This window comes from Paenibacillus xylanilyticus, from assembly GCF_009664365.1.
Taxonomy (GTDB): domain Bacteria; phylum Bacillota; class Bacilli; order Paenibacillales; family Paenibacillaceae; genus Paenibacillus; species Paenibacillus xylanilyticus_A.
Window position 1 is genome coordinate 3,577,018 of the sequence record NZ_CP044310.1, and the last position, 17,151, is coordinate 3,594,168.

Here is a 17,151-nt window from a genome sequence, read left to right on the forward strand (position 1 = left end):
TCCCTCCGTGAACGATAAATTTTTAGTGATTATCCCTTAATAGCTCCCGACATAACGCCGGCAATAATCCGTGAACTGAATACAAAATAAATAATCGTGACAGGCAGCATTGACAATATCATTCCGGCCATAAGCTGTGGATAGTTGGTGCTGTGCTGGGACTTAAAATAGGACATCCCGAGCGGAACCGTGCGCAGCGACTCATCATTCAGCAGGACGAGAGCAAATGAAAATTCATTCCAACAGGAGAAAAATTGTAGAATTGCGACCGTTGTCAGTACAGGTACGGCTATCGGCAGGATAATACGGTACATGGTTCCACTGAAGCTAAGACCGTCGATTGCTGCTGCTTCCTCAATTTCTCTTGGAATGCCCATCACGTAGCTGCTGACCAGCATAATTGGTAAAGAAAGGTTAAAAGCAATATAGGGGATGATGAGCGTATACCACTGATCTGCCAGCCCCCAATTTTTAAATAACAGGTAGATGGGAACAAGTAGAGCGTGAATGGGTACCAACATACCGAAAAGGTAATAAAAGATCATTGCTCTCTTCCCCTTGAAGTCCAGCCGGGCCGTAATATAGCCAGTTACATATGCAATTGCTGTAATGCCAATGACGGACAGGAAGGTGACCCTCGCACTGTTCCACGATAGCTGCAGCATATTCGTCAGCTTAATCGCTTCCCAATAATTACTAAACTGCGGTGCACTTGGCAAACTAAGAATATTGTTGGCGAATTCTGCTTGTGTTTTCAATGATGAATAACCGATCCAGAGCAGCGGTATGATACAGCTGGCGGTAAAGAGCAGCAGCAAGGCGTTTACGGCCAGCTTGGCTGGATTAGGAAAGAACCGACGGGGACTGCGCTGCGATTGTAGTTCCAGTTGTAACTCCATTTTTACGCACCTCCCTTGGAGTGATTACGGCGCTGGAGTATAAGTGTGGATAGTAGGATCATAAGCATGGTGAGCGTAATGATGGCTATGGCGAGCGCAGAACCGTATCCATACCGGAAACGCAGGAAAGACGTTTCATACGCGTATAGCGCCATCACCGAAGAAGAGTTGCCCGGACCGCCTCCGGTCAGTGCGTAGATATGCTCGAACCCGCGCATATTGTTGGCAATACAGAGCAGTGAAGCAACGACCAGGGTAGGTTTGGCCAGAGGAATGATGATATACCAGGCTTTGCGAACTCCTGTTGCTCCATCCAGTTCAGCAACCTCCAGAACTTCCTTATTGATTGTCGATAACCCTGCGAGCATAAGCAGTGTGAAGAACCCGATGTTTTGCCAAGACAGAGGTATGGAGGCCAGCAGAACGATTGGTCCTGTCAGATCCAGCCAGGATTGCACCAATGCACCCAGGCCAAGCTTGGTTAGTCCGGCATTGAGTAAACCGTAGTTATAGTTGTAGACCAGCATCCATAGAAAAGCGATAATTACCGGGGCAAGTGTAGAGGGGAAATAACTCATTGTCCGATGCAGCCCTTTTAGTTTTACCATCTTGGACATCAGCAGCAGAGCAAAAACAAAACCGAACCCTACTTGTCCAATCAAGCCATAAGCTGTCATCAGCACATTGTTCAGAAAGGAATGCCAGAACACATCATCCTGAAGAATTTCCTTGTAGTTTCCCGTGCCGATGTACGTTTTTTTGGGACCTCCTGTCCAGGAGTAGAAGCTGTCTCGAAGAGCAGCAAGTATGGGAACCAGCACGACAAATGAATAGATAAGAAGACCCGGAAGCAGATATGCCACAAGCACCCAGCCTCTTGGTCGCAGCGCCTTGCCCATGTTCTCACTCCTTCAATAATAAGTTAGGGTTGATTTAAAAAAGTCTCATAGGCTTGTTGAGTTTCCTCAGCCAGCTGCTCGGGTGTTCTGGAACCAGCCATTACACCTTGAATCCCCGTATTTAGCACTTCTACGATTGACGCATCAAACCAGAGGTCAAAGATTTTAGTTGCGTCAGCTGCCGCGCTGGCCTCGTAAGCAGCCAGGGCTACCGGATGCAGTTTACCAGTATCGAAGTCTCCGGGATCATAGGCCGGGAATCCTCCGACTTCTGCCATTAGCTTGGCGCTATCCGAACCAGTCATATATTCTAGCATCGTCATGATGGCGTCTAACTTTTCTCCGGCTTCTACCCCAGAGTTAACGCTATAATAGACACCGGCGCCTCCAGAAGAGCTGAGTGGATTGCCAAGTCCGTTCTCGACGCCCGGAAAGACGGCAACTCGTGTACTCGCCTTAATCTCATCCGGAGCATTGTTCACGATATTCATTGCTGACCAGATTCCGCTGACAAAGGCAGCCGATCGTCCTTCAAAGTAATAGTTAACCATGGTGTCGTTGTCGACAGAATTCAGGTCCTTATTCAGATAACCGGCTTTCGCCAGCTCACTCATGATGCCAATTCCCTGTATGAAACCTTCATCGGTAAATTTGGCACCATCGCCGTTCAAAATGGACTCCGTCCATTCCGGGCCGTTGATCCGATCAGTCAACGCACTGATCCAGCTGGACATGGCGTATCCCTTGGACTTGTCTCCGTAGGAGAACAGGTTAATACCTTTTTCGGCCAGTTTGTCTCCGGCATCCATCAGATCAGTCCAGCTCGCTGGGAACTGGTCGTAGCCGATGCTTGCGAACAGATCAGCATTATAGTAGATCAGATGCGTAGGCCCTGCTGCAATGGGTATCCCGTAAATTTGGCCTTCACGGGTTCCGGCATCCAGTGTTCCAGCACGGTAACCGTCTCGCCATTCAGGGCGTTTGTCCAATTCCTTGTCCAACGGGAGCACGATTTCGTTGTCCACAAAATTGGTCATCCATGAGCCGGGTACGATGAATACGTCAGGCATATCGTCAGCCGCGGCCAGTGCCTGAGCCTTAATGGAATAGTCCTCGTTCTGAAGCTGCTCCTCTATGATCTCGATATCCGGATAATCTTCTCTGAACCGCTTCAGTCCATCAAGTACTGCGGTATCTTCCGGACTTTTGCCGATATTAGATTCCTGATACCTGTGCATGAGCGATATCGTAATGGTATTGCCACTTTCAGCTGCTGATTCCTCGTTCTCTCCACTTCCGCAAGCACTAAGCACAGACGATGCCACCACCATTAACCCCAGCATGAATGACCGTTTGTTCAAATCTCCCCACTCCTTTGGATGCATTTTCGGGTAATTTAGAATCCAAAATTGGATACAATCCTATTCAAAAAAAATCACTTCTGAAAAATCTCTTTAAAATTCAGGACATTGGGCGCCGTTTCTGTGAAATTTAACGATCGTTCGATTTGCCAGAGATGCTCTGTCATAATGCGAGCTGCCTGCTCACCATCTTGCTGCTGAATTGCCGCTAGCAAGTCTACATGATCATGGCAGAAGCTCTGATCCGTCCCATATAAGGCAATGATGACAGAGGTGAGTGAGATCAACTCCTCGAGAAAATGATAGTAGTAATAGTTATCCGATAGTTCCGCGAGCTTAAGGTGTATATCAACCGTGACATCCAATGCGCCAACGATATCGCCTTCATGGCTAGCCTGATGCTCCTCCCGGATCAGCGTCTCGATAGGGACTAACTGCTCCGGCTTCACGGTTGCGCATAACTTTCGAACCATGGAGGTTTCGATAACCCTACGCATTTCAAAAACTTCTCTCGCTTCATCAACACTAGGACAAGAGACAAAAGCTCCCCGATAAGGTATAACCGTGACCAGCTTCTCCATTTCGAGCCTTCTCAGCACGTTTCGGATTGGTGTGCGGCTGACCTCAAAAGCTTCGGCCAGTGCATCCTCCACCAGTTGGGAGTTCGGCAGCAGCTTGTGCTGTGTGATCGCCAGTTTGATGTCCCGGTAGATTTCCCTCTCCTTTCCTTTAGTCATATACTCCATCACTCCATCTCTTCTTAGGGTTACCTACTAAATTAAGAATGACTGAACTCTCTTAATTGAATATTATGATAGTTTTAGTCCTATTGAACGTCAATATATGTAACCTTATTTCGGAAAAATGCACAATAAAACCGACCGATACTCTTGTTTCCTCATTTACACACCATATACAGGCTAATACATAACATCACAATGATATATATTCATTCATACAGACATTTGTTAATGTGCATTCCTCGGAGCTTAACTAGAAACTGTATTGATGAAAATAAAAAGCCGCTAAAATAGCGACTTTCATCGGGATTATATTGTTTTCTCCGTCAATGATACTGCATCTGTAAGGCAGTTAATTATGGGTTTAATCATTACGACAGCAATTCGATATACCCTTCAGTTCCGTGTAAACGAATTCGCTGCCCATCTTTTATCCATTTGGTCGCATTCTCCACTCCAACAACGGCAGGTAAGCCGTATTCACGTGCGATAACAGCCCCATGAGTCATCAGTCCACCCACCTCCGTAACCAAGCCTTTTATGGATAAAAACAATGGAGTCCAGCTGGGATCGGTAAAAGTGGTCACAAGTATATCTCCATCTTCCAGATCCGCCTCCTCCATATTCAGAATGACACGCGCCCGCCCTTCGATCACGCCTGAAGATACAGCGAGACCCACAACAGCTTCAGCAGGAATGTCCCCACGTTTGTACTTGCCTGTAATTATTTCGCCATCCGACGTGATCACTCGTGGTGGAGTTAGTTTTTCATACAATTGGTAATCATTTTTCCGCTTGTCAACGACCTCGTAATCCAGTTTCATCGTGCGCACAGCTTCCTGCAGCTCTTCAAATGAAAGATAGAATATATCCTCCTTTTCACGAAGAACATGGGCTTGGACGAGTTGTTCCGCTTCCTTAAGCAAAGCTTGCTTATAAACGGAGTAACGACTAACAATGTCGTATTTCGGATATTCACGATAACCAATGAAATTGCGGATCAGGTCAATCATTTGTTTTGTTTCTCTTGCTTTCTGTTGGCCGCCAGGTAATTGCTTCAAACGGGCTAATATGTCCTGTTCTTTTGACCAAGCTTCCTGTCGTCCTTGTTCAAACTTCTGTTTGCTGGCTCCAGGCTCAAGGTTCTTGATATTACTGAGGATCATGGGTATCAGCACACTCGGTTTTTCACTCCATCGAGTCCGAGTAATATCAATCTCCCCGGCACATCGCATTCCATATTTATTGAGAAAAGCAGAAATAGCTTCATATGCTTGCTGCCCGCCTTCGAATTGAACCAGTTTATCCATAAAATGATCATCTCTTACTTGTTGTAAGTATTCAATGATTTTCGGATAGGGACGAATCACATCGGCAACATCCAGCAGCTCCATACCCATTTCCGAAGTAATGTTATGAGGTACAGACAAGGAAAGGGTGTCTGCAGCGTTTTTTTCGCCTAACCATTCATCCATCTTGTCATTGATCCATGCGGATGCGTGGAAAGCAGCCATGATTACACTCAAATTTTTCGAGTCGGAAGAACGCTTCTTCCGCTGCTGCATATCTTCCAGAATGCAATCAAATACGTCCAATCCCGCTTTCGTTTGCATCGTATGCTTCAACTCAGATACCGATGTCTCACTACTCTGTATCAACGCAGCAACAATGGCCGAATCGCTTCCTGCCTCTTCTAAAATATCCGCAGGAGACATGCCCTTATGGCTTTTTATAGGTCCCTGTTCGCTTTTGTCAGTCGGGTCCAGTGGTATAAAATCTCCTCGCTCAATAATGGTCATTAATGCATCTTTTATAAGCGGGTCGGAGTGTCCCAAGACACCCAGCAAATTCTGCCTTCCCGCCGAGGTAGACAGACCCTTGGTAATATCGACAAACAACCTTCCACCACCCGTTTTAAACATGGAGGGGTTTCCCGTTAGCTTCCAGATGGACATTCCTAATGGTTTGATTGGATCTGTCATCATTTGCTGATGACCAACAGATACGTACACGTGATTTTCCTCATCATGTGCTTCAGGAATCGGATATAATGTGGTGATGGGGCGGCTCTGAACCATGTAAAATGTATCATCGTCCATACACCATTCGATGTCTTGGGGGCATCCGAAATGTTCTTCGAGCTGTCTACCCAAACGTGCGAGTTGTAAAATCTGTTGATCCGTAAGTGTTTGCGTCTTTTGCTGCTCAAGGGGGACCTGCTTGGTCTCTGTTCCGCCTTCCTTCCGTCCATACATTGCTACTTTTTTGGTTTCAATTCGCTTGCTGACGATTTCCCCATCCTTAACTTGGTAACCATCAGCCGACACCAGGCCGGAAACAAGCGCCTCTCCAAGTCCGAAACTGGCATCGATCGAGATCAGTTTCCGATTGCAAGTGATCGGATCCGCAGTAAACAATATCCCTGATGCCTGCGGGAACACCATTTTTTGAACCACAACAGATAAATAGACCTGCCTATGGTCAAATCCATTCTGCATCCGGTAAATTACCGCGCGTTCTGTAAATAGAGATGCCCAGCATTTGCGGATATGTTCCAAGATGGCTTCTGTGCCGACGATATTCAAATACGTGTCTTGTTGACCAGCAAAAGAAGCATGGGGTAAGTCTTCAGCAGTTGCACTTGAGCGCACCGCATAGGCATGATCCTCACCAAAGCGAGAGAGAGATTGGACAACTGCTTTCATAACATCGGAAGGAATGGCTGCTTCCAAGATGACCTGTTGGATCTCCTTACGGATTTCATTAACCCGTTCTCGATCTTCTACCTTAAGCTCAGACAGCTGATCCAACAATGCATGAACCCCTTTATTCTGTTTGATCGCCGCTTGGTATCCCACCGTTGTGACACAAAACCCTTCAGGCACGTGAATCCCTTCCAATTTGGATAACAACCCTAAGTGCAGCCCTTTTCCACCGACCAACCCAAGCTGAGTGTGATCTATTTCCTGAAAACCAAGAACCAGTGAATTCATTCAACCTCTCCTCTATCCGTTAAAATGAGAATACAATTATGATCGTTTCAGTCCTATCCCCCTCGAAGACCCCCGTTCCCCACCTTTCAAAAAAATAGCATTGACAAATCAAAATATAAGATGTACTATAAATATAGGAATAATAATACATACATACTTTTTTTGATTGAAATCAATGACGTTTATCGATTATATCATAGCGTTTTTTTGTGTTCAATTATTTTTTTGCTTAAAAGAGATGACCTTTGTTTTTAGGGTATCATCTCTTTTTTACGTAACAGCCTGAATAACTTAGCAAACTTTATATGTATTAAAGAATAGATGGGCAGAAAAAATCTAAATGGATCCCTTAAACAATTGCACAGAACAGAACCAGGAGATCTCACCAGCTCCTGTATTTGACCTCAACTCTAACTTCTTAAAAAAAGGAACTGCCGTATTAGCAGTTCCTTTTTTATATTGCAGGCGAAACTCCGCTAGCCATACCAATTTTGCTTAAGGCACAGTTAGTTTTGAAGGCTTACGAGTTCTTTTCTCAGCACGACTTGAGGCTGATTCAGAGTTCATTATACTAAGAAAGCTTTGGAGATGATGACTAACAAAATAAATAGTACCAGAATTGCACCAATGGACGTAAAACCACCATATCCCCCACCAATTCCGCCTACATTACCATTGCTGTATCCACTCATATTTCTTCCCCCTCTTCTGTGGTATGTGTTAGATTATTCAGAAATGCAACATTTGACAAGGCTATATACAAAAGGGGCTTATAGCTACTCAGCCTTTGTTCGTTTGTTTCGGCAATGGTAGGAGAAGCTAGGACTAAGGATTCGGAGGTGTCGGAACAGCCGGCTCTCCTTCGCGGCCAAGCCGCCTGCTTGCCGTTTCTCTACGCCCTGTTGCCGGAACGTGGGCTCCCGCTTTTGCCAATCCAAAGGTCGGCATATTGTTGTAAACACATTCATATTGCCCTTCAGGAACCAGATAGGTTTCGTGGAAAATTCCTACATCTCCCCCAGTTCCAACTTTGCGGTTGAAATCCCTCCATGCCTTCAGGTGGTTAGCTCCATGTCGGGCATAGTGCTCCAGGTGTTCAAAGCTCCTCCAATATTGAATGAGTGTAAGTCCACGGCCTGAAAAATGATAGGAACCATCCATGAACCCTAGCTCCTCCTTGTTTCGATACAGCTCCTGAAGCATAGGGGACATGGAATTCATAACAGGCAGCCATTTATGTACCGCCCACCATTTGTTAATCCGAAAACCAATCACGAAAACTACGAAGGAACCTTCCATCTGTGCGCTATAACGACCTGCGATCACTTTAGCCATACTTACTCACTCCTTCTCCTATATTTCAAGCAGACCCAGATGCGTATCATAAAAGCGGCTAATATCCGCTGAATTGTACAGTTGAGCCGTCAGAAACGCACCATAGAAAATGGTGAAGCAGATCTGTACCGATTGCTCCAAGGTGAGAGAGTTGTTGAGCTTACCCACTTGTTGTTCTTCCTTCATGAACTGTTGAAATAAAACGAACATATTAGGCGATTGACTCCCCGCTTCCTCGTGACCTGGAAAGAGAAGTGATACTTCCGCTTGACTCAGTTCAGGCATACAAGGCTGCATGTTCTGTTCTGCTAGAAAGGAAATCAAACTCGGCATCATCCCCGGCCTTACTTGATGCTCCTCAGCAACCCTGGACAGCAAATGGCGGAATGCCTGGAATCCTTTTTTCTCTTCCTGTTCGATCTCGATCATCCGTTCAGTAAGCCAAACCCGCATAAAATAAATCAGCAAATCCTCTTTACGTTGATAAAACTTGAAAAAGGTGACCTTGGATATTTCTGCAGTTTTGCAGATGTCCTCAATCATGACCTGGCTGAACATTCGATCCTTCATTAAGGATAATCCCGCTTCATATAACGCGATTTTGTTCTTGGCTTTTTTTAATTCCCTTAGTGAGATCTCCTGATTCATATTAAATGCATCTCCTCGAAGTTAACTACAGTAAATAAATTAACACGAGTTAACTTATTTAGTCAATACAGTTAAACAACAGACTAAATACCCCTAACATTCGCTACACAGATGCAGGGGTACAGGAGCCCTAGTGAAATAATCTTCATTCCATTGGGACGCATATTGTATTGTTGTACTGATAAAAAAAGCCGTTTATCACGGCTTCTATATTTCATTTACCATATTCTCTTTTACGATCTCGATAGATTTCACATTAAATGTCTAGTACAATTATACACTGAACAGTCCCATCGAGGTTGTGCTGTATGGAGTATGGTGACAGATGTATTCATTAAACTTTCTGTCATGTCGATATGCGGAATAAGTCTCTTCAATGTCATTCCTAGGAATGCACCGTGACTCACGATTAATATATTCTCGTTTGGGTGTCTGTCTGATATGTCAGCAAGGCACTCCCTGCCTCTTTTTACAATCTCATCGTCTGATTCGATGCCTAGATCCAGCCTAAACCATCCATACCCCCATCGATTGACACGCTCTTGTTCTGTTGTCCCTTCTATAAGCCCACAGTTCATTTCTCTCAAGCGTGGGTCGATCCTCACTTCAATATTCTTGATTTTGCCGATGATTTCCGCTGTTTCACGTGCTCTGGATAAATCACTAGAATAAATATAATCCCACTGTTCTGTGCCAATTCTTCGGGACAAGAGTTCAGCTTGTTGACGCCCCTTCTCATTAAGCGGGATATCTGAATGGCCTTGTGTCCGATATTCGTCGTTCCAATCCGTTACTCCGTGTCGGATCAATCCTAACGTTGTCATCGTTATCCTTCTTTCCCTTGGAATTATGTAATCGGTCAAGAGAAAACCTTCTGTTTATTCAACGAATGTTTCCCTTAGACCAATGATGCTTAGCCCCGTTTCCTTTTCTTCCTTGCTCTCATGATGAAGACGGCACTCACCACAAGGATTATTGCAAGGACGATATACAAATCAAAATCCTGTTCCATCATAAACCACATTTTGGATTCCAGATTGACTTGTTGCTTTGGCTCCAATCCCTCACCAAATTGTTTAGTTGCTTGATTAAGGTTATTCATTTCAATGGTCGTGCTGCACGGACTACTGCTTAATTCGCCATCCATTTCACTTATAAATATGAAGTATTTACTGCCTTCCTTGAAGTTAAAACCCCAAGTGTAGTCGGTTGCGACAATGACTTGAGAATCAACTTCCGTTTTCCAGCTTCGCTCAACTTCCACTAGTATATATCTAACTTTCTCTTTTGTGCCCGTGATCCCTTCTTGCTTCAGATCAACTTTAATATTCTTTATTTCACCGTAAACAGCACCCGTAGATCCGTCTAACTCTTCTTGAAGGCTTCCCTTCTCAGCACAGGATAGAGCTTTGACATCTTGACCATTCGCAAAAAAGAATATGGCTGTGAAAAGAAAAATGATCGTGAGTAAACGATGTTTCAGTTTCTTCACCTACTTCTCATCATATTGTTACGTACTTCTTACCCCTTATTGACTTTCTCAGCAGACGAAATGTTGCACTTATCTCCCAGCTAGTTAAACAAGAGCAGCCGATCACATTGGTCAGCTGCTCTCTTAGCTATGTTGCTCTATCGTAATTGATTAGATAAAAACTAATTACTGAGCGAAAGTTTCATCCCATCATGACTAGCAACAAATCCAAGTCGTTCATAGAACCTGTGAGCATCTTTTCGCTTTTTATCCGTTGTCAGTTGAATCAGCTCACACCCCATTGATTGGGCTTCATGAATAGCGTATTGAAATAAAGACTCTCCAACGCCTTGACCACGATAGTTCCGGTCAATACGAACACCCTCAATTTGACCACGTGTTGTACCCAATCTTGCAATCCCCGGAATAATTGTAAGCTGAAGACAACCAATGACTCCGTTGTTATCCAGGGCAATAATTATGGAATTACCGATTTGCTGTTCAATTTTTGCAAAAGCTTCAACATATTCATTTGGCAGTGGATCTATGAAGCGCTCTCGGGTAGCACCCATTTCATCATCAGCTAATAAACGAACAATGGCAGGAAGATGGGTTAACGTTGCAGTTCTAAATTCCATGTAGACCTCCAATACTGAATTCAAGGTTATTTTATTTACATATAGAATACCAACAATCTAGCTCCAAACACCATCGAGATAAAACATTAGTTTCTTAAAACAAAAAAAGCCGCTTATAGCGACTTTAAATGGAACATTTTTTTGTCTACGACAATCCACGTCTCTGCTTAATTTACTGCCGTCTGATGCGAGGTCTCTATATAAGAGACGATTGCTGCTGTATCTGTAACCATGCCGAAATACGTATCCACTGTTTTCAGCGTCATATCATGTTCAGCTTGTGAAAAAGCGGCGCAGGCATCTTGTATAAGGACAATGTGATAATCAAGCATAAAACCTTCCCTCGCTGTAGATTCAACACACAAGTTCGTGCTAACCCCTGTCATAATAAGGGTTTCTATTTTGAGCGTGTGCAGAATGCTCTCCAATCTGGTGTGGACAAACCCGCTGTAACGATGCTTTTTCACAATGATATCATTCGCCTGTGGTGTCACTTCGTAAAAATTTGCTCCCCAGCTTCCTGTACGACAAATAGGGTTTACCCCATCCGGAAAACGTGAAAGCCATACTTCGGAATCAGTAGCATCTTCATGGTTCGTTTGCAAAAAAATGATGGGAATTGAGCTTCCTCTTGCAGCTTCCAATAAAGAATGCAAATGAGGCATCATTTGTTTTACCGAGCTCACATCAATTCCGCTTTTGGAGATCGCCCCATCTGGATGACAGTAATCGTTTTGAACATCCACGACAATTAGAGCTGTATTTTTTCCCTCAAGATGAATTTTCATTTTATCCATGCATACACCCCCGGAACTTAGTATTTAGTAGGGTGCAGCCTTTTTATACAAAAAATGAAGTTGCATACCAAATCATTGACAGATGCTTTTATTTCTGGTTAGATGAAACACTTAAAAAGAACTTTGTGATCAAGGAGATACCGTTATGAAATTTATTTATTCTTTAGTCGGGAGCGTTGCCTTTGCTTTTTCAATTATTTTGGCTTCATTTAACGTACTAGGGCTAGCAGGATTCTATGATGCAACTAGCTCATGGCAAGATGATCCGCTGTCCGAACTTGCCTATATTATTTACGGATTGATTGCTTTTCCAATTCTTTCACTCGCTCTTTTTCTAATGTTTATCTGGATGTATCCCAAATGGAATATTCGAGGTATTGCAATCGCAGGAGGAATCGGAATCTGGTTGTTCTTCGGTATTTATATATTTTCTATAGCTATGGCTAGATACGTCATGTGGCTTCCTTTGGCATTCATCGTCCTAGGGTACTTCTTAATTAAGCGTAAATATGATGAACATAAATTAAGAAATCTACTGATTGGGTTGATTGTGGGATGGGTTGTTAGTTATCTAATGGTACTTGGCAAACGATTGTTACAAAATTCGCTAACGTCATATTTCAACTTCGATCTAGCTGAGAAAAAGTTTGTCTTTATTGCTATCGCATTCTTCGGGATTATAGGGTGGTTATTCGGAAAATATAGCAAACGTTCCTTATCATAAATGTATTGAATAATATCTTTCTTTGCAGTAGGTATACAGTGTATGTGCTATCTAATATGTTGTTAACGAGCGTCTCAATAGGGGGAACATATTAATGGATGTTTCATTATGTAAAGCTGATTTAAATGATGCAGTGACTATTCACAACATGAAAGTTAAAGCGTTTATGCCCTTGTTAGAAAGATATCAGGATTTTGAAACAAGCCCCGCCAATGAAACCTTAGAAAGAGTTATTACTCAAATCAATCAGTCTTTTACAGATTATTTCATCATCTATCATTATGAAGTTGCCGTGGGCGGAATAAGAGTCGTCAAAAAAGAGAATCAGATCTATAGTGTTAGCCCCATTTTTATTCTCCCAGAACATCAAGGAAAAGGCATTGCTCAAAAAGTCTTTACAATCATAGAGCAGAAATATGATGATGCAAAGTCATGGAGATTAGGTACCATCTTGCAAGAGAAAGGAAACTGTTACTTGTATGAAAAGATAGGCTACAACAAGACGGGTGTAAACAAAGTAATTAACGATAAAATGACAATGGTATTTTATGAGAAGCACTTAAAAAGGAATAGCCATTGGATTAAGTTAACCGCCTTATAATGGGCGGTTAACTTTTGTATGAGCTCCCAAGCCCACCTATTTCATAAATAAGGCACTGAAAATAAGAACATCCTGCAAGAAATGAATCGTCAGCGCCCAGAAGAAACCTTTCGTCTCTAACATTGATTTGGCTAAAAACCATCCGATAAACGCTGCCATGATTACACCCGCTATCCCGCCTGGATGTCCAAAATAATGAACGGCGCCAAAGATTGCAGCCGCCAGTCCTTGAGCTACATACGGGGACAAACCATATTTGCCTACAACAGCAACAAATGAAAACCGAAAGATGATTTCTTCAGAAAAAGCATTCATTAGTGCAAACACAAGGATGAGGATAACACCGGGATACAGCTCCAGTCTCACGGTTTCCCCGTGCACCACTTGGAAGTAGATTACGATAGCGGTTACCAACGTAATGATGACCGCAAAGTTTAGACCTAAGTGTTTCCATGTCTCTGTTTCTTTCGGCTTAATGCCGATCCACGGTTCGGGCCGAATTTTTCCATCTCGCTTTTTCAGATTTAAATACCTAAGCCCCCCCTTACCTGCCAACCCGTATACAATGCCAATCACAGTCACAGCTAATAACAAAACCGTAATCTGATAACTAATCTCCAGGTTGTATACATCGCTGTCGAAGATCTTTAATGGAAGAAGCGGACTGCTTCTAAACCATAACAGGAGAGGTGCACAAACAACCACCACGATTGTGATCAAAAGAATGGGAATGAAGGCGAAGCGTTTTTTATTCATTATATTCTCCCCCGTTTGGATGACTTAACGTCTCTATTGCATGCTGGCACCATTCCGTGGTCATTCGAAGATATCTCTCCCCATAGTCCAGGGTTAACAACCAGAGCTGGGCTTGCTTGCTTTCCCCTTTAGGAACACTCGCTTTAATTCCTGCCAACATCTTGATGAGCTGCTCGTTAGCTGTTAATTCCTCTTCGAGAAAAGTGATGAGTTGCGGGATATGACGTTCATCGGAAACAAAAAGCTTCATCAGCAGTTCGTTTCTCATTACGGGTTCTTCAGGTGGCAGAGCCAGCCAGGTATCAAGCTGGTCACATCCTTGCTCTGTAATGCCGTAGACAATTTTACGTCTCCCCGTCTCTGCTTCTTCCACCACCGAAACTGAGCCTTCTAACTGCAATTGTTTGATACTCTTATGAATATGTCCATACGATTCGTTCCAGAAAAGGCCGATGCTCTCCTTAGAAAACTTAACCAGCTCATAGGCGCTCATGGGCTTCAACCGAAGCAAGCCTAGAATCGCAAAGTGGGTGGTATTGATTCTTTTCATATGCCCTCCCCGTTCACAATGTATCTTTGAGATATATACAATTAGCATATTACTCCATTAAGATAAAGATTACAATTCATTTCTAGCTATCTTTAATTCTGTTCTCCAATGCAAAAAAAAGGAGTCATTACCATAAGGTAACACCCCTTTCGAGCTATAATAATGCAATATGCCTATAATCATTTTTGAGTGCTGCTTAACCCTTTTAATTCCATGCCTCTTGTAAAAAACACAATTCCAATAGCAGCAAACGTTACGTAATTACTTATCTTGGCTATTACTTCTTCATCATCCTCAGAATTGATCCAGAACAAAAGAACGAATGGTGATACTATCATTAACACTTTCATAGCTAACATAAATACATAATGTATTCTTTCCTTACGCAAATCCCCTTGTTTTGAGTTAATTTTAAAGCTGACTTTAGAAGAATCATAGATCGTTATTAATAGTGCGATAATGCTTGAATATGCTGTTATTTTCAAACCAATCTCAATCCATGGAACAAAAGCCGCAACGGCGATGCCCAGATAAATCCCAGCAGCTAAGTAAAAAAGGTTAATCTTAATCTTTCTGTGCAAAATCCCTCGCTCCTATCATATCAACTGTATATTTTACCATCATTATACAACAACAAGTGTTTGTTTACCTTTGTTTTATTAAACACCGTAGATGGGACATATTCAGTTCTCTACTTTGTGAAGAATCCATTTCTATGCAATTGCCACTTCTGGTTTTACCAATTCTTTTTGTGCCCAGTGTTGAGCACAATGGACGAGTTCGTTTACACAGATTTCCATCGCTCAAAGACTTCATTTTGCCCCCTCTTTTTTCGATATATTAGGTACGGATTTAATTCAAATTTTAACTATCAGGTTCTGAATTATATCTGTAGATTGACATACTTAGGGGGAACTGAAGTGAAAACAAAGATAGGATCCATTCTAAAAATGAGAACGTTAAGGGCTAAGTTAGTCTCTTTGTGCCTGGTTATACTTATCGTGCCCACAATCGTAATAGGGTTCAGTTCTTATACCGTTTCAAAAAATGAAATGAATGAATCCGGCAAGGCCGCACTTGAAAATAGTGTACGAATGGTCATTGGTATGATTAATCTCCTCAACGAGCAGGTAGAAAACGGAAGTTTAACATTGGAGCAAGCGCAGGAAAAGCTCCGCGTAGAACTGCTCGGTGAAAAGAATGCAGATAATAAACGGCCTGTAAAAAGTGAATATACTGTAGGGGAAACAGGATATCCATGGGCTGTTGGCAAGGATGCGCGTTCCGTAATGAACCCTTCAAATGAAGGTCAGGATTTGACAGATGTCGTTACAGAAGACGGCGTATATTTGGGGAAAGAGCTCGTTAGTGTTGGTACAGCCGGAGGCGGATTTGTCACCTACAAGTGGGCTCTACCTGGTACAGGTGAGGTAGAAACGAAAGTTTCATATGTTGAAATGGACCCGCATTGGGGATGGATCATCGGTTCCGGTGCCTACTTAAGTGAGTTTAACAGTGGTGCCACACAAGTTCTGTATCTTGTTCTTATCATTATGGCAGTGGCGGTTGTTCTAGGTTCCATTATCGTTAGCATCATCTCAGGACGTCTAACGAAGCCGATCCTTATGGTCGCTAAGCGATTGAAATCCGTTGCGGACGGGGACCTAACTGTTGAAGAAGTTAAGATGAAATCCAAGGATGAGATTGGTGAGCTTTCTCAGGACTTTAACCATATGATCAAAAACATGAGAACACTTATTAGTCAAGTTGATCTCTCTACCAAACAGGTAGCCTCATCTTCCAAAGAGTTGACTCTTGGTGCGGAGCACACCAGTCAGGCAACGGAGAATATCACCATCTCGATCCAAGAATCTGCAGCAGGTGCACAAGAGCAGCAAATGATGCTTCAACGGACAACCAACTCACTCGAGGAAATATCGATCGGGATTCAGCGAATAGCGGAAAGCTCATCAACCATTGCCAATTCTTCTGTTGATGCGATGGAACTCGCGAACATAGGGGGTACAGCCGTAGAACATACGGCGAAGCAAATGAAGCTGATCAACAAGTCGGTTAATGAAACGGATGACGTCATGAGAATGCTGGATGAACGCAGCCAGCAGATCGGTACCATGCTGCATGCCATTACGGATATTGCGAAGCAGACGAATCTTCTTGCTCTGAATGCCTCAATTGAAGCAGCCCGCGCAGGCGAAGAAGGCCGCGGTTTCTCGGTCGTTGCTGCTGAGGTGCGAAAACTTGCTGAACAATCGAACCAGTCATCTGGCCAGATTTCGACGCTGATTCAAGATATGCGTACAGATATCGAACAATCGCTCCAAACGTTGAACCGAGTTAAACAGGACGTCGACTCCGGCTTACAGATTGCTAATGAGACGGAACAACAGTTTAACAAAATCGTAGGGTCTACCAACTTTATCGCCCAGCAAACAGAGGAACTTGCCAGCGTTACACAGCAGATCACGGCAAGCGTCCAGGAAATCACAGCGGGTCAAGAGCAAGTCTCCAATCTTGCACTTCAAGCTGCTGACAACTCCCAAAACATAGCTGCTTCGTCAGAAGAACAACTGGCTTCAATGGAACAAATTACGAGCCTAGCCACAACCTTGTCCGATATGTCTCAAAAGTTAGAGCGTTTGACGATTCAATTTAAGTATTAATTTTAATTCTTCTAGATCAAAAAAAGCAGCCGACCCCTTCTACTTTGGTCGGCTGCTT

The 17,151-nt window shown here is 43.3% G+C and carries 18 protein-coding genes; 3 read left to right on the plus strand and 15 right to left on the minus strand.

Annotated features, from left to right (window positions below):
- Window positions 1–29: 29 nt before the first annotated feature.
- From F4V51_RS15895 to F4V51_RS15950, 12 genes are all read right to left on the minus strand, one after another.
- Window positions 30–899 (minus strand): carbohydrate ABC transporter permease, encoded by an 870-nt coding sequence (locus F4V51_RS15895; RefSeq protein ID WP_153978762.1) that lies wholly within the window; start codon window positions 897–899, stop codon window positions 30–32.
- A gap of 2 nt (window positions 900–901) precedes the next feature.
- Window positions 902–1,798 (minus strand): carbohydrate ABC transporter permease, encoded by an 897-nt coding sequence (locus tag F4V51_RS15900; RefSeq protein WP_153978763.1) that lies wholly within the window; start codon window positions 1,796–1,798, stop codon window positions 902–904.
- Window positions 1,799–1,821: 23 nt separating this feature from the next.
- Entirely contained in the window at window positions 1,822–3,159 is a 1,338-nt protein-coding gene (locus F4V51_RS15905) for an extracellular solute-binding protein (RefSeq protein WP_162009947.1), read from the minus strand.
- A 74-nt stretch (window positions 3,160–3,233) separates the two neighbouring features.
- Window positions 3,234–3,896, minus strand: a complete 663-nt coding sequence (locus tag F4V51_RS15910) for a GntR family transcriptional regulator (RefSeq protein ID WP_162009948.1) — start codon at window positions 3,894–3,896, stop codon at window positions 3,234–3,236.
- Between the two features lie 374 nt (window positions 3,897–4,270).
- Window positions 4,271–6,892 (minus strand): phosphoenolpyruvate synthase, encoded by a 2,622-nt coding sequence (ppsA, locus tag F4V51_RS15915; RefSeq protein WP_153978766.1) that lies wholly within the window; start codon window positions 6,890–6,892, stop codon window positions 4,271–4,273.
- 566 nt (window positions 6,893–7,458) lie between these two features.
- Window positions 7,459–7,584, minus strand: a complete 126-nt coding sequence (locus tag F4V51_RS15920) for a sporulation protein YjcZ (RefSeq protein ID WP_153978767.1) — start codon at window positions 7,582–7,584, stop codon at window positions 7,459–7,461.
- A 133-nt stretch (window positions 7,585–7,717) separates the two neighbouring features.
- Window positions 7,718–8,227, minus strand: coding sequence for a DUF4188 domain-containing protein (locus tag F4V51_RS15925; RefSeq protein ID WP_153978768.1), 510 nt, complete (start codon window positions 8,225–8,227; stop codon window positions 7,718–7,720).
- An 18-nt stretch (window positions 8,228–8,245) separates the two neighbouring features.
- Window positions 8,246–8,875 carry a TetR/AcrR family transcriptional regulator gene (locus F4V51_RS15930; protein WP_153978769.1) on the minus strand — a complete coding sequence of 210 codons (630 nt, stop codon included), beginning with the start codon at window positions 8,873–8,875 and terminating at the stop codon, window positions 8,246–8,248.
- 251 nt (window positions 8,876–9,126) lie between these two features.
- Window positions 9,127–9,699 (minus strand): histidine phosphatase family protein, encoded by a 573-nt coding sequence (locus tag F4V51_RS15935; protein ID WP_153978770.1) that lies wholly within the window; start codon window positions 9,697–9,699, stop codon window positions 9,127–9,129.
- An 89-nt stretch (window positions 9,700–9,788) separates the two neighbouring features.
- Window positions 9,789–10,367, minus strand: a complete 579-nt coding sequence (locus tag F4V51_RS15940; RefSeq protein WP_153978771.1) for a hypothetical protein — start codon at window positions 10,365–10,367, stop codon at window positions 9,789–9,791.
- Window positions 10,368–10,528: 161 nt separating this feature from the next.
- Window positions 10,529–10,984: a GNAT family N-acetyltransferase gene (locus F4V51_RS15945; protein WP_153978772.1), complete on the minus strand. Its 456-nt coding sequence runs from the start codon at window positions 10,982–10,984 to the stop codon at window positions 10,529–10,531.
- Window positions 10,985–11,151: 167 nt separating this feature from the next.
- Window positions 11,152–11,781 (minus strand): cysteine hydrolase family protein, encoded by a 630-nt coding sequence (locus F4V51_RS15950; RefSeq protein ID WP_153978773.1) that lies wholly within the window; start codon window positions 11,779–11,781, stop codon window positions 11,152–11,154.
- 145 nt (window positions 11,782–11,926) lie between these two features.
- Between F4V51_RS15950 and F4V51_RS15955 the strand changes: the two genes are divergently transcribed.
- Window positions 11,927–12,505, plus strand: coding sequence for a hypothetical protein (locus F4V51_RS15955; protein WP_153978774.1), 579 nt, complete (start codon window positions 11,927–11,929; stop codon window positions 12,503–12,505).
- A gap of 94 nt (window positions 12,506–12,599) precedes the next feature.
- Entirely contained in the window at window positions 12,600–13,106 is a 507-nt protein-coding gene (locus tag F4V51_RS15960; RefSeq protein ID WP_153978775.1) for a GNAT family N-acetyltransferase, read from the plus strand.
- Between the two features lie 36 nt (window positions 13,107–13,142).
- Here the strand turns inward: F4V51_RS15960 and F4V51_RS15965 are convergent, their stop codons facing one another.
- From F4V51_RS15965 to F4V51_RS15975, 3 genes are all read right to left on the minus strand, one after another.
- The gene (locus tag F4V51_RS15965; RefSeq protein WP_153978776.1) at window positions 13,143–13,862 is read right to left on the minus strand and encodes a CPBP family intramembrane glutamic endopeptidase; all 720 of its coding nucleotides are present in this window, start codon (window positions 13,860–13,862) and stop codon (window positions 13,143–13,145) included.
- Entirely contained in the window at window positions 13,855–14,412 is a 558-nt protein-coding gene (locus F4V51_RS15970; protein ID WP_153978777.1) for a PadR family transcriptional regulator, read from the minus strand. Before F4V51_RS15970 ends, F4V51_RS15965 begins: the two co-directional genes overlap by 8 nt.
- Window positions 14,413–14,591: 179 nt before the next feature.
- Window positions 14,592–14,993 carry a hypothetical protein gene (locus F4V51_RS15975; RefSeq protein WP_153978778.1) on the minus strand — a complete coding sequence of 134 codons (402 nt, stop codon included), beginning with the start codon at window positions 14,991–14,993 and terminating at the stop codon, window positions 14,592–14,594.
- Between the two features lie 339 nt (window positions 14,994–15,332).
- Here F4V51_RS15975 and F4V51_RS15980 point away from each other — a divergent pair, with 339 nt between their 5' ends.
- A complete protein-coding gene (locus F4V51_RS15980; RefSeq protein WP_153978779.1) occupies window positions 15,333–17,093 on the plus strand; it encodes a methyl-accepting chemotaxis protein in 1,761 nt (586 codons plus the stop codon).
- The last annotated feature ends 58 nt before the right edge of the window (window positions 17,094–17,151 follow it).